Here is a 12758-nt window from a genome sequence, read left to right as displayed (position 1 = left end):
AGGTGTCACCATGACTGATCGGATCAGCGCGGCCGGCTTCCAGGACGCGGACGGCACCGCGGACTGGCGGGTTCTCGCCGGTGAACGGGCGACGGCGGTCTTCCGCACCGGCAGCTTCACCACGGGAGTGCAGCTCGTCGAGGCGATCGGCGAGCTGGCGGAGGCCGCGAACCACCACCCCGACGTCGACCTGCGGTACGGCACCGTCGTCGTGCGCCTGTCGTCGCACGACGTCGGCGGGTTGAGCGAACGGGACGTGGCGCTCGCGGCACGCATCTCGCAGGCGGCCCGTGAGCTCGACGTGCCGGTCGAGCCGGCAGGCGCGGCCGGGCTGACCATCGCCATCGACGTGCTCGACGGCCCGGCCGTGCAGCCGTTCTGGCGTGCCGTCCTCGGCTACAAGCCGACGACGGGTGGCGACCCCGACGACGCTGCCCCGGCGCTGGCCGACCCGTCGGGGTGCCTGCCGACCGTGTGGTTCCAGCAGATGGACGCACCGCGCGAGGAACGCAACAGGATCCACCTCGACGTCTACGTCGGCTACGACGTGGCCGAGCAGCGGGTCGCCGACGCGGTCGCAGCAGGGGGACGGCTCGTCACCGACGAGTTCGCCCCGGCCTGGTGGGTGCTGGCCGACGCCGAGGGCAACGAGGCGTGCGTGTGCACCTGGCCGGAGGCCGCGGAGCGCTGAACCGTGGCGCGGGTGGCGTCAGGCGCGCGCGACGACGAGGCGGTCGTAGCCGGGGACGAGGGCACGCCGGGTCGCACGCCGGGAGACGATCCGCAGCGGCGCGCCGTCGTCCCACAGCGCGTGCAGCAGGGCTGCGATCTCTGCGCGGGCGAGTGCTGCCCCGAGACACAGGTGCCGCCCCGCGCCGAACCACAGCTGGCGGGTCTGAGGCGCGTACGGGCGGTCCGCCCGGAACGGACCTGCGGCGACGTTCGCCGCCCAGGTGAGGATCAGGATGCGCTCGCCGGCTCGCAGCGTCCGGCCGGCGACCTCGACGTCTGCCGACACGCCGCGCCCGATGACGGACGCCGGGCTCGTCACGCGCAGACCCTCGCGGACCGCGTTCTCGACCGCGTCCGGCTCACCGGCCGCACGTTCGACGGGACGCTCGCGCTCGGCGGCGAGCCGGCGCAGCAACCGGTGCTGCTCACCGGTGTCGACGAGCAGCGCCGCCGTGCGGCTCATCGCGGAGGCGGAGGTCTCCGTGCCCGCGACCAGCAGGAGGCTCGCGAGCCCGGTCGTCTCGGACAGGCCGAGGCCGATCTCGCGGCACCGTCCGAGCAGGTGGTCGGGTGAGGCGTGCCGCCACCCGTCGGGCACACCGCGCGTCAGCTCGGCCACGAGCGCTCGCGCCGACGCGACCTGCTCGGGTGCCAGGTAGGTCGACCCGGCGCTGCCGAGCGCGATGGCGGCCAGCCGCTCACCGGTGGTGAAGGCGGCGAGCGCCTCGGCGGTGCTCGGAGGCTCGGCGTCGCGCGGCCCGGGGATGCCGAGCAGCGAGATCATCATCCGCCCCACGAGCACCCGTGCGAGGTGCCCGACGTCCACGCTCTCGCCCGCGGCGAGCTCGCCGCGTACCCGGGCCAGCTCGTCGCCCCAGGCGGTGCCGACGAGCGTCGCTGCGTTCGCCTCGGTGAAGAGCTCACGCGAGCGCGCGCGCAGGTCGTGGTGGCCGGGGCCGTCGAAGAGGTCGAGCACCCAGTCGCCCAGGATCTGCGCCCACAGGTGCCCGACGCCACCTTCTGCGACGAGGGTGAAGTGCTGGTGGTCGGTCAGGACCTGACGGCCGACCGTCGGGTCCGCCGTGACCCACCCGAGGCCCGGGACCTGGCGCAGGCCACCGGCCCCACCCGGGCGCGGCCCGGCGAGCACGCCGCCCGCGACGAGGATCCCGGCCATCGCCGGACGGGCGGCGGCGAGGACCTGCAGCTCGTGGCGGGTCGTCGGCAGCAGGTGTCGCCGACTCGTGGGAGCTGTCGCAGCAGTGGGGTCCCCGTTCACCCGACCAGTGTGGTGCACGCCCGAGATCACCCGCGCCGGACCTGTGGACGGCGGGGACGGAGGGGCCGGCGCCACTATCCTGTCGCGGGTGCCTGTCGATCCGCCGCGGCCCGTCCCGGCCATGCCTCGCCCGCCGTCCACGACGGCGGTGATCGCCGCCGTCGGCGTCCATCTGCCCGCACGGGTCGTCGACGTGCGCGCTGCCGAGCGTGAGCTTGCCGCGCGCAACCCCGGAGCCGTCCCGAAGGTCCCGATGGTCTCGCGGCTGACCGGCGTGCGTCAGGTGCACGTCCTGCCCGACTCCTGGGACGCGTCGGACCTCGCGGTCGCGGCCGCGGAGAAGCTGCTCGCCGCGGAGGGGATCGCGGCCGCCGACGTCGACCTGCTGCTCTTCGCGTCGGCGAGCCAGGACATGGTCGAGCCCGCGACGAGCCACATCGTCGCGGCGAAGCTCGGCGTGCGGGCGCCCGTCATGGACGTCAAGAACGCGTGCAACTCGGTGCTCAACGCGATCGAGGTCGCCGAGGCGCTCATCGGTGCGGGCCGGTACGCCACGGTCCTGGTCGCCTGCGGCGAGGCACCGTCCCGCGGGGTGCGCCAGGACGTGCCGGACCGCGCGACGTACCTGCTCTCCGCGCCGGGCTACACGATGTCGGACGCCGGGGCGGCGGTCCTCGTACGCCGTGCCACCCCGGACGAGGCCGGTGCGCGGGACGCGCAGGGACGCCCGGCGCCGCGGGGCATCCTGGCGAGCGCCTTCGGCGCGGACTCGCAGCACTGGGACGTCGGCATGCTGCCGGGGGGCGGGACCGCCCATCCGCGCGACCCCGAGCGGACCTACTTCGAGATCGACGGGTCGCGGCTGCGCGACGCCTTCCTCGCGCTCGGTCCCGACGTCGTGCTCGAAGCCCTGGAGCGTGCGGGCGTCACCTGGGACGACGTCGCGCTCGTCGCCGTCCACCAGGTGGCCGTCGCGTACCTCGACGACGTCCGGGTCGCGCTCTGCCTGCCGCCCGGACGCACCCTCGTCACGGTCGCCGACCACGGCAACGTCGCCTCGGCGACCCTGCCGCTGCAGGTGCGCACGGCCCTCGACTCCGGGCTGGTGGGCCCCGGCGACCTCGTGGTGCTGGTCGGTCTCGCCGGCGGGATCAGCATCGGTGCGATGGTCGTGCGGCTGTGAGCGGAAGGCGCGCACCCGCACCGCGGTCCCGGCTGGCCGTGGTGGTGCCGGCCCTCGACGAGGCCCACGGCATCGGTGCGACCCTGGCCGCCCTGCGCGACCAGCAGGACACCGACTTCGACCTGGTCGTCGTGGACAACGGCTCGTCCGACGGGACCGGCGATCTCGTGCGCGCCACGGCGGCGGCCTGGGGCATGGCGCGCTGGCGCGTGGTCGACGAGCCGCAGAAGGGCACGGGCGCCGCCGCCGACACCGGGATGCGCGCTGCGATCGCCGCCGGGGCGACGCATCTCGCGCGCACGGACGCCGACTGTCTGCCGGCACCGGACTGGACACGCCGCGTCCGGGCCGCTTTCGCGTCCGGGCACGACCTCGTCGCGGGACGTCTGGTGCCGCGCACCGACGACCGGCCGGTCTCACGCGTCCAGCAGAGCGTGCTGGCGGCGGCGGTCGTCGTCGCGAGCACGTTCGGGCGGTTCCGGCCCGGCAACCAGGACCCGGCGTACCGCGGGCCGTACGTCATGGCCGCGGGCTGCAACGTGGCGATCACCGCCGAGCTGTACGTGGCGGCCGGAGGCTTCCCTCGCACCGCGATCGAGGACGTCCATGAGGACCGTGCGCTCGTCAACGCGGTCCGGCGCCTCACGACGCGCTACGGCGCCCACCGCGAGGTCGTGGTGCGCGCCTCCACGCGTCGCGCTCATGCCTGGGGGCTGGTCCGCACCCTCGGCTGGTACGCCGACCACCGCTACCGCCCCGAGGTCGTGGACATCCGATGACGGCCCTCGCCTGGGAGGAACGGATCCAGCGCGGCGCGCACCCGGTGGTCTACCCGGCGATCAGGGGCCTGCGCCGGTTGGGTCCGGTCGTGCGCGTGCCCGGTATCGGGGTGGTCGTGTCCGACGCCGCCACCGCCCGCGAGGTCCTGCTCGACACCGACCACTTCTCCAAGGTCGGCCCCGGAGCGCCGTCGGAGCTGTGGACGCCGGTGCTCGGGCCCTCGGTGCTGCTCAACATGGAGGGCTCCGATCATGCGCGGCTGCGCCGGTCGCTGGCGGGCCTGTTCACGCCGCGGGCCGTGCGCGAGCTGGTCGCCGTGAGCGTGCCGGAGGTGCTGGCAGGACTCCCGGAGCGCCTGCTGGCGGGGGAGCGGGTCGACGTCGTCGCCGAGACGGCCACGACCGCCGGGACCGTGATCTGTGCGATGACCGGGTTGCCGCCCACGGATACCGCCGTGGGCGAGGCGATGACCGCCGCGCAGTCGATCGTCGGGCTCGTGCGGCTGCACCGCCGCAGCCTGACGCCCTCCCAGGTACGGCATGCACGTGCCGTCCTGGCGCGACTGTCGGCGCCGGCGCTCGACGCCTACCGGTCCGCCGACCCCTCGACCGTGCCGGGACGGATGCGCGAGCTCGGGCTGTCCGAGGAGGAGGCGATGGGCGCGGTGGGCGCCTTCGTCCTCACCGGGACGGAGACCATCCAGTCGTTCGTCCCGCGCCTGGTCGCGCTCGCGGCCGACACCGGCTGGCTCGACCGGCTGCTGGCCGCGGACCCGTCGACCACCGAAGGTGCGGCCCTGCGCGGCCGCGTCGTCGAGGAGGCGCTGCGCATCACGGCGCCGACGCCGGTGATGCTGCGGTCGGTGCGGGCGCCTGCGACCGTGGGCGGTGTGCGGGTGCGGGCCGGTGACCGGATCGTCATCGCGACGATCTCCTGCTGCCGTGACGCCGGACCGTTCGACCCCGCCGCACCGGTCGACGCCGCGGTGCGGCACCTCTGGTTCGGCGCGGGACCGCACTTCTGCCTCGGGATGCCGCTCGCCCTGGCGCAGGTCGACGCCGTGCTCGACGCCCTGCGACCCGTCGCGGACGCGGGGCGTGCGGTCGCCGTGGTGCACCGGTCGGTGGCGCGTGGCGTCCTCATCCCTGCCTATCGCTCGTTGGTCGTGGAGGCCGCATGAGCACACCCGCCGCCCACCTGCTCGCTCCTGTCCTCGCCCGCGGTGCTGCCGGGCACGCGTCCGCGGACGACGTCGCGCTGCGTCGGTGGACCCGCGGCGCTCGGCGTGGCGCGCGGGTGCGCCAGGAGGTCACCTACGGCGAGCTCGCGCGACACATCACCGCGACCGCCACGGCGCTCGCCGCCGACGGGCTCGGCGCCGGCGATCGTGCCCTGTTCTCCGTCCGCCCCCGGCCGCAGGGGGTCGTGCTCGCCCTGGGTGCCGTCCGCGCCGGGGCGACAGTGGTGTTCGTCGACCCCGGGTCGACCCCGGAGCTGTTCGCCGCCCGCGTGGCCGCGGCCCGCCCGACGCTCGCGATGACCGAGTCGTTGCTCTACGCCGTCTCGCGCGGGCCGTTGCGTCGCCTCGCCCGCTCCCGAGGGATCCTGCTGCCCGACTACGCCACGCTGTCCGTGCGCCACGTGCACGCCGGGCCCTGGTTGCCGGGTGTCCCGCGCCGCTCGCGGGCGGCGGCGTCCCTGGCACGCACGGCCCCGGACGTCGACGCGCTCCCTGGTCTCGACCCGGAGCGTGAGGCGCTCGTCGTCTTCACGTCCGGCACGACGGCGCAGCCCCGCGCCGTCGTGCACGGCGCCGGATCGCTGCTGGCCGGGTGCGACCTGCTGCGCGAGGTGTTCGACCTCGCTCCCGGCGACGTCGTGCACACCGACCAGATGCTCCTGGGCATGCCTGCGCTGCTCGCCGGTGCCACGTGGTCGGTACCGGCCGAACCGCCGAGCCGCGACGTCGTGACCTTTGGTCGCTGCCTCGCCGGGGCGGCGGGGACCTACCTCGTGCCGGCCGACGTCACCGTGCTGCTGGACGCCGTCGAGGACGGTCGTCTGCCTGCCCGCGGGCCGCGGGTCGCGCTCGTCGGCGGAGCACCCGTGACCCGCGCGCTGCTCGAGCGCGCGACCCGCGTCCTGCCCGGCACCCGGTGGGTCGGCGTCTACGGGATGACGGAGATCCTGCCTGTCGCGGTCGTCGAGGCGGCCGACAAGCTCGCGTTCGACGGCGACGGCGATCTCGTAGGACGTCCCCTCCCGGGCGTGGAGGCGCACCTGGTGCCGGTCGACGGGACTCTGGACGACGGCGTCGGTGAGCTCGTGCTCGGCGGCCCCTCCCTCATGGCCGGGTACCTGCACGACCTCGACGGGTCCGGTCGTGACGGGTCGAGGAGGGCGACCGAGCATCGCACCGGTGACCTCGCCCGCTTCGAGCCCGACGGGCGGACCGTGCTCGTGGGACGGACGCGGGACATGATCATCCGCGGCACGACGAACATCTATCCCGGACTCTTCGAGCCGCGGATCGCCGCGATCGAGGGTGTCGGCGAGGCGGTGCTGGTCGGGGTGCTGCAGGACGACGGCGACGAGCTCGTCGCGCTCGTTGTCACCTCGCGAGCCGACTCCCCGACGGGATCCCAGCCGGGGACGGGTGGCCCGCCCGCGGTGGACCTGGACCCGCTCCACCCTCTCGTCGCGCGGGTGCGGGCCGTGCTGCCCGAGGTCGTCGACCACGACGCGCTGCCCGACGTCGTGCTGCACGGCACGCACGTTCCGCTGACCGGACGCAGCCGCAAGCCCGACCGGCACGCCCTCGCCTGTGCCGCTGCCCGGTGGTGCCGGGCTCCGCACGCGCCGGGTGCACCAGGCCCGTCGCGCCCGTCGGGCCCGACGTGAGGATCGCCGTCACCGGCGCCTCCGGGTTCGTCGGTGGCGCGGTGGCGCGAGACGCGGTCGCGCGCGGCGACGAGGTGTGGACCTTCTCCCGCGGACCTGCCGGTGTCGACGGCGCCCGGCACCGCCGCTGGGACCTCACCGGCGGGCCGCTGCCGGACCCACCGGACGTCGACGTCGTCGTGCATGCCGGTGCGGCCGTGTCGGACTGGTGCTCGCCCGAGGTCGCGCACGCCGTCAACGTCGTCGGGACCCGCGCCGTGCGGGAGACGTTCGGTGCCGCTCGGTTCGTCCACATCTCCTCGGGGAGCGTCTACGACCCCTTCGTCCCGAGCGTGCGGGCACGGGAGCCCGAGGCGCCCGTGGACCGCTACCTCGAGCCGTACGGCCGCACCAAGGCGGCGGCCGAGCGATACCTGGTCGACGACGCGGCACGTCACCGCGGCCGTGGCGAGGTCGTGATCCTGCGCCCGCACGCGGTCTACGGCCCGGGCGACGGCACGCTCCTGCCACGGATCGAGGCCGCGGCGCGCGGCGGGGTCGTCGTCCTGCCCGGCGGCGGCCGTGCGCGGCAGTCGTTGACGCACGTCGAGACACTCGTCGAGGCTGTCCGCGCGGCCGCCTCCCTGGAGGTCCTGGCAGCGGGCAGACCGGGGGCGGCCGGCAGCGGTCGCACGCCGCTGGTCGTCAACGTGGCGGACGCGGAACCGGTCGTCCTGCGGGACGCCGTCGTCGACGTGCTGCGGCGGCGCGGCGTGGGTGTGCGGCCGGTGCCCACGTCGTTCGCCGGTGCCGAGGACTGGTGACCGTCTGGCATCGTGTCGCCCATGGGAAAGGTGCATGAGCGGATCGACGGTCGCCTGCGGGCGTTCCTCGAGGCCCAGCAGGTGTTCTTCGTCGGCACGGCGCCGCTGTCCGGTGACGGCCGTGTGAACGTGTCCCCGAAGGGCATCGACGGGACGTTCGTGGTGCTCGACGACCACACCGTGGCTTACCTCGACCTCACCGCGTCGGGGGCCGAGACGATCGCGCACCTGCGGGAGAACGGGCGTATCACGCTCATGTTCTGCGCGTTCGACGGGCCGCCGAACATCGTGCGCCTGCACGGCCGCGGCCGCGTGGTGAGCCTGTACGACGCCGAGTTCGCCGACCTCGCCGGGCACTTCGGCGAACGGCGCGGGGCGCGCGCCGTGATCGTGGTCGACGTCGAACGGGTCTCCGACTCGTGCGGGTACGGCATCCCGCTCTACGACCATGTGGGCGAGCGCGACCTGCTGCCGGAGTTCATGGACCGCAAGGGGCTCGACGGGCAGGCCACCTACCGGCGCGCCAAGAACCGGACCAGCATCGACGGACTGCCCGCGTTCGACGACGACCCGCTGCCGGTCGAGGCCGGCGTCGATCCGCAGGGGTGACCCACTGGGCGTGCCAGATGGTCCGGCCGTCCAGCATGCGGGACGGCCGGACCATGGCGTGACATCCGCCGCCCGACGGCGTAACGTGCGTCACGTGCAGACGATTCTTCTCGTAGTACTTCCTGAGCGCGCCGGCTGAGGCCACGCACAGGCTTCGTCAGCGCGCTCACCCCTCGTCAGTCCCTGGGCACCGGGACCGGGGGGTTTTTCATTGCACAGATTCCTTGGACCCCACCCGATCGACCGGCAGGAGAGACCCCATGGGCCAGCCGAACCCGACACCAGCCCAGGTGGCTGCGCGCACGACGCCGCGCGGCGTCGACCGCTCGGTAGGCGAGCCGGTCTCCGGCGCCGAGTCGATCGTCCGGTCGCTCGAGGCCGTCGGGGTCGAGAACGTCTTCGGCATCCCCGGCGGGGCCATCCTGCCCACCTACGACCCGCTGATGGACTCGGCACGGGTGCGCCACATCCTCGTCCGCCACGAGCAGGGCGGGGGCCACGCGGCGTCCGGCTACGCCCATGCCACGGGCAAGGTCGGCGTGACCATGGCGACGTCGGGCCCGGGCGCGACCAACCTGGTGACGCCGCTGGCCGACGCCAACATGGACTCCATCCCCATGGTGGCCATCACCGGGCAGGTCGCCGCACCGGCCATCGGGACGGACGCCTTCCAGGAGGCGGACATCGTCGGCATCACGATGCCGGTCACGAAGCACTCCTACCTGGTCACCGACCCCGACGAGATCCCACGCACCATCGCCGAGGCGTTCCACATCGCCTCGACCGGGCGGCCGGGACCGGTGCTGGTCGACATCGCGAAGTCCGCGATGCAGGAGCGCACCACCTTCTCGTGGCCGCAGGAGCTGGCGCTGCCGGGCTACCACCCGGTGACCAAGCCGCACGCCAAGCAGATCCGCGAGGCCGCCAAGCTGCTCGCCACGGCCCGCCGTCCGGTGCTGTACGTCGGCGGCGGCATCATCCGGTCGGGCGCCTCGGCGGCGCTGCGGCGCCTGGTGGACACCTCCGGGGCCGCCGTCGTGACCACGCTCATGGCGCGTGGCTCGGTGCCGGACTCGCACCCGCAGCACCTGGGCATGCCCGGCATGCACGGCACCGTCCCGGCCGTGGCGGCACTGCAGAAGGCTGATCTCGTCGTGGCCCTCGGAGCCCGGTTCGACGACCGGGTGACCGGCAAGCTGTCGAGCTTCGCGCCGCACGCGGCCATCGTCCACGCGGACATCGACCCCGCCGAGATCGGCAAGAACCGCGCCGCCGACGTGCCGATCGTCGGTGACCTGCGCGAGGTGATCGAGGAGCTGGTTCCCGCCCTGCAGGCCGAGCAGGAGCGTGTCGGCAAGCCGGACGTCGAGGCGTGGTGGCACCAGATCGACACCTGGCGCGAGACGTACCCGCTGGGCTTCACGCCGACGGCGGACGGGCACCTCGCCCCGCAGCACGTGATCTCCCGGCTCGGCGAGATCGCCGGACCCGACGCGATCTACGTCGCGGGCGTGGGCCAGCACCAGATGTGGGCGGCGCAGTTCATCCGCTACGAGCGCCCGAACACCTGGATCAACTCCGGTGGTCTGGGCACCATGGGTTACTCCGTCCCCGCGGCCATGGGCGCGAAGGTCGGCGAGCCCGACCGCGACGTCTGGGCGATCGACGGCGACGGGTGCTTCCAGATGACCAACCAGGAGCTGGCGACCTGCGCGATCAACGACATCCCGATCAAGGTGGCGCTGATCAACAACAGCTCGCTCGGCATGGTCCGTCAGTGGCAGACGCTGTTCTACAACCAGCGGTACTCGAACACCGACCTGCACACCGGGCACGGCACCGTGCGGATCCCCGACTTCGTCAAGCTGGCGGAGGCGTACGGGTGCGCGGGCATCCGGGTCGAGCACGAGTCCGAGGTCGACGACGCGATCAAGAGGGCGAACGAGATCGACGACCGTCCCGTCGTCGTCGACTTCAACGTCTCGCGCGACGCGATGGTCTGGCCCATGGTCGCCGCCGGGGTGAGCAACGACGACATCCAGTACGCGCGGGGCATCTCTCCCGCCTGGGACCGAGAGGACTGAGCCGACATGTCCCGTCATACCCTGTCCGTGCTGGTGGAGAACAAGCCTGGCGTCCTGACGCGCGTCGCCGGCCTGTTCGCCCGCCGCGCCTTCAACATCCACTCCCTGGCCGTCGGCCCCACCGAGCACGAGGAGATCTCCCGGATCACCGTCGTGGTCGACGTCGAGGAGCACCCGCTCGAGCAGGTCACGAAGCAGCTCAACAAGCTCGTGCACGTGATCAAGATCGTCGAGCTCGACGCAGAGGTGTCGGTGCAGCGCGAGCTGCTGCTGGTGAAGGTCAAGGCCGACGCCGCGAACCGGTCCGGGGTCCTGGAGGTCGTCGAGCTGTTCCGCGCGCACGTCGTCGACGTCGTGCCGGACACGGTCGTCGTCGAGGCGACCGGCACCGCCGCCAAGCTCGACGCCTTGCTGGCCGCGCTCGCCCCCTACGGCGTCCGTGAGATCGTCAAGTCCGGGACCCTCGCCGTCGGGCGCGGGTCGAGGTCCATCACCGACCGGGCCCTGGAGCGGGTGCGCAGCGCCTGAGACGCCTGCACCGCCTCCCGCCGACGCCTGGCACCATCAACCCGACACCATCCCGACGCGAACCACCCCGAGAAAGAGGAGCACCACCGTGGCTGAGATGTTCTACGAGGACGCCGCCGACCTGTCCATCATCCAGCAGCGCAAGGTCGCGGTCATCGGCTACGGCAGCCAGGGCCACGCCCACGCGCTCAACCTGCGCGACTCCGGCGTCGACGTCCGCGTCGGACTGCGCGCCGGCTCGGCCTCGCAGCAGAAGGCCGAGAACGCGGGCCTCAAGGTCCTCACCGTCGCCGACGCGGTCAAGGAGGCCGACGTCGTCGTCATCCTGGCCCCGGACCAGGCCCAGCGTGACCTGTACCGCGACGAGATCGCCCCGAACCTGACCGAGGGCACCGCGCTCGTCTTCGGCCACGGCTTCAACATCCGCTTCGGCTACATCAAGCCCGAGGCCGGTCACGACGTCCTCATGGTCGCGCCCAAGGGCCCGGGTCACCTCGTGCGTCGCGAGTACGTCGACGGCCGTGGCGTGCCGGTGATCGTCGCCGTCGAGCAGGACGCCTCGGGCTCGGCCTGGGACCTCGCGCTGTCCTACGCGGCCGGCATCGGCGGCCTGCGCGCCGGCGGCATCAAGACCACCTTCACCGAGGAGACCGAGACCGACCTGTTCGGTGAGCAGGCTGTCCTGTGCGGCGGTGCCTCCCAGCTGGTGCAGTACGGCTTCGAGACGCTCACCGAGGCGGGCTACCAGCCCGAGGTCGCCTATTTCGAGGTGCTGCACGAGCTCAAGCTCATCGTCGACCTCATGGTCGAGGGCGGTATCGCCAAGCAGCGCTGGTCCGTCTCCGACACCGCCGAGTACGGCGACTACGTCTCCGGCCCGCGGGTCATCTCGCCCGAGGTGAAGGAGAACATGAAGGCCGTGCTCGCGGACATCCAGTCGGGTGCCTTCGCCGAGCGCTTCATCGCCGACCAGGACGCCGGTGCCCCGGAGTTCAAGGAGCTGCGCGCCAAGGGCGAGGCGCACCCGATCGAGACCACCGGTCGCGAGCTGCGCAAGATGTTCGCGTGGATCAAGCCCGCTGACTCCGACTACCAGGAGGGCAGCGCCGCTCGCTGACACCCACCCCTCGTCAGCGAACGACGCGTGCGGCCGCCACCCCGACCCCGGGGTGGCGGCCGCACGTGCGTGTGCGAGGCAGCGCACGGCGGCGCGCCGTCGACGCCGTGGCCTGGCAGGATGGCCGCATGACGGACGACGACGCGACCACGGGCTACCTCCCACCGACCGGAGGGCAGCCGAGCCACGATCCGGGCAGCGGTCTGCCGCCGCTCGAAGACACGGTGCAGGCCGAGGAGATCACCAGGTTCTGGGACACGGCCCGCCCGAGCGCCGGCCGGACCAGCCACGGCGGTTCGGTGGGTGAGCGGGCCGAGAACGTCGTCCCACCGCCCGCGTGGGCCTTCGGGGACTCACCGGCGTTGGCGAACGAACTGCTGGAGCTGGTGCTCGCCGGGGCCAAGACGGCGACGGCCTCTCTGGTCGTCGAGTATGAGAACGCCGCCGAAGAGCTCCCCCGCCGCGGGGACCTCTCCATCCTTCTCGACGGCGAGGGCATCCCCCGGGCCCTGGTGCGGACCACACAGGTCGACGTCGTGCCGTTCGAGGCGGTCACGGCCGAGCATGCCTGGGCCGAGGGCGAGGACGACCGCTCTCTGGAGACGTGGCGGGAGCAGCACGAGCGGTACTGGCGGCGCACCCTCGCCGGCACCCCGCACGAGTTCGACCCGTCCCTCGAGGTGGTCTGCGAGCAGTTCAAGGTCATCTACTCCGAGTGACGCGCCGTCGGCCGGGAGCGGCT

Annotated in this window: 12 protein-coding genes; 11 read left to right on the top strand and 1 reads right to left on the bottom strand. The window is 73.4% G+C overall.

Going from position 1 to position 12758, the window contains the following annotated elements; all coding sequences use genetic code 11:
• The first annotated feature begins 10 nt into the window (after positions 1–10).
• Positions 11–691, top strand: a complete 681-nt coding sequence (locus tag PZC42_RS13385; RefSeq protein WP_277211898.1) for a 4a-hydroxytetrahydrobiopterin dehydratase — start codon at positions 11–13, stop codon at positions 689–691.
• Between the two features lie 18 nt (positions 692–709).
• On the opposite strand, the gene PZC42_RS13380 is transcribed toward PZC42_RS13385, so the two are convergent.
• Complete coding sequence (locus tag PZC42_RS13380; protein WP_277211896.1) at positions 710–2011, bottom strand: cytochrome P450; 1302 nt, start codon at positions 2009–2011, stop codon at positions 710–712.
• An 88-nt stretch (positions 2012–2099) separates the two neighbouring features.
• Here PZC42_RS13380 and PZC42_RS13375 point away from each other — a divergent pair, with 88 nt between their 5' ends.
• The 10 genes from PZC42_RS13375 to PZC42_RS13330 all read left to right on the top strand — a co-directional run bounded on the left by PZC42_RS13375 (position 2100) and on the right by PZC42_RS13330 (position 12735).
• The gene (locus tag PZC42_RS13375; protein WP_277211894.1) at positions 2100–3194 is read left to right on the top strand and encodes a 3-oxoacyl-ACP synthase III family protein; all 1095 of its coding nucleotides are present in this window, start codon (positions 2100–2102) and stop codon (positions 3192–3194) included.
• Complete coding sequence (locus tag PZC42_RS13370; RefSeq protein WP_277211892.1) at positions 3191–3973, top strand: glycosyltransferase family 2 protein; 783 nt, start codon at positions 3191–3193, stop codon at positions 3971–3973. The genes PZC42_RS13375 and PZC42_RS13370 overlap by 4 nt, the downstream gene beginning before the upstream one ends.
• Positions 3970–5154: a cytochrome P450 gene (locus PZC42_RS13365; RefSeq protein WP_277211890.1), complete on the top strand. Its 1185-nt coding sequence runs from the start codon at positions 3970–3972 to the stop codon at positions 5152–5154. The genes PZC42_RS13370 and PZC42_RS13365 overlap by 4 nt, the downstream gene beginning before the upstream one ends.
• Positions 5151–6875: a class I adenylate-forming enzyme family protein gene (locus PZC42_RS13360; RefSeq protein ID WP_277211888.1), complete on the top strand. Its 1725-nt coding sequence runs from the start codon at positions 5151–5153 to the stop codon at positions 6873–6875. The genes PZC42_RS13365 and PZC42_RS13360 overlap by 4 nt, the downstream gene beginning before the upstream one ends.
• Positions 6872–7678 (top strand): NAD-dependent epimerase/dehydratase family protein, encoded by an 807-nt coding sequence (locus tag PZC42_RS13355; protein ID WP_277211886.1) that lies wholly within the window; start codon positions 6872–6874, stop codon positions 7676–7678. Before PZC42_RS13360 ends, PZC42_RS13355 begins: the two co-directional genes overlap by 4 nt.
• A 21-nt stretch (positions 7679–7699) precedes the next feature.
• Positions 7700–8287 carry a pyridoxamine 5'-phosphate oxidase family protein gene (locus PZC42_RS13350; protein WP_277211885.1) on the top strand — a complete coding sequence of 196 codons (588 nt, stop codon included), beginning with the start codon at positions 7700–7702 and terminating at the stop codon, positions 8285–8287.
• 260 nt (positions 8288–8547) lie between these two features.
• Complete coding sequence (locus PZC42_RS13345) at positions 8548–10371, top strand: acetolactate synthase large subunit (RefSeq protein WP_277211883.1); 1824 nt, start codon at positions 8548–8550, stop codon at positions 10369–10371.
• Between the two features lie 6 nt (positions 10372–10377).
• Positions 10378–10899 carry an acetolactate synthase small subunit gene (gene ilvN / locus PZC42_RS13340; RefSeq protein WP_277211881.1) on the top strand — a complete coding sequence of 174 codons (522 nt, stop codon included), beginning with the start codon at positions 10378–10380 and terminating at the stop codon, positions 10897–10899.
• Positions 10900–10987: 88 nt separating this feature from the next.
• Entirely contained in the window at positions 10988–12016 is a 1029-nt protein-coding gene (ilvC, locus tag PZC42_RS13335; RefSeq protein ID WP_277211879.1) for a ketol-acid reductoisomerase, read from the top strand.
• A 128-nt stretch (positions 12017–12144) separates the two neighbouring features.
• Positions 12145–12735: an ASCH domain-containing protein gene (locus PZC42_RS13330; RefSeq protein WP_277211877.1), complete on the top strand. Its 591-nt coding sequence runs from the start codon at positions 12145–12147 to the stop codon at positions 12733–12735.
• The last annotated feature ends 23 nt before the right edge of the window (positions 12736–12758 follow it).

It is taken from the genome of Isoptericola croceus (assembly GCF_029382255.1).
Lineage (GTDB): Bacteria > Actinomycetota > Actinomycetes > Actinomycetales > Cellulomonadaceae > Isoptericola > Isoptericola croceus.
The sequence above is the reverse complement of the archived record's forward strand: the minus strand, read 5'-3'. Positions and strand labels throughout refer to the sequence as shown.

Excerpts from the sequence above, each read along its gene's own strand:
- ilvN (WP_277211881.1), top strand. The coding sequence starts at position 10,378 with ATGTCCCGTCATACCCTGTCCGTGCTGGTGGAGAACAAGCCTGGCGTC.
- PZC42_RS13330 (WP_277211877.1), top strand. The coding sequence starts at position 12,145 with ATGACGGACGACGACGCGACCACGGGCTACCTCCCACCGACCGGAGGG.
- PZC42_RS13350 (WP_277211885.1), top strand. The coding sequence starts at position 7,700 with ATGGGAAAGGTGCATGAGCGGATCGACGGTCGCCTGCGGGCGTTCCTC.
- PZC42_RS13360 (WP_277211888.1), top strand. The coding sequence starts at position 5,151 with ATGAGCACACCCGCCGCCCACCTGCTCGCTCCTGTCCTCGCCCGCGGT.
- PZC42_RS13385 (WP_277211898.1), top strand. The coding sequence starts at position 11 with ATGACTGATCGGATCAGCGCGGCCGGCTTCCAGGACGCGGACGGCACC.
- PZC42_RS13345 (WP_277211883.1), top strand. The coding sequence starts at position 8,548 with ATGGGCCAGCCGAACCCGACACCAGCCCAGGTGGCTGCGCGCACGACG.
- PZC42_RS13365 (WP_277211890.1), top strand. The coding sequence starts at position 3,970 with ATGACGGCCCTCGCCTGGGAGGAACGGATCCAGCGCGGCGCGCACCCG.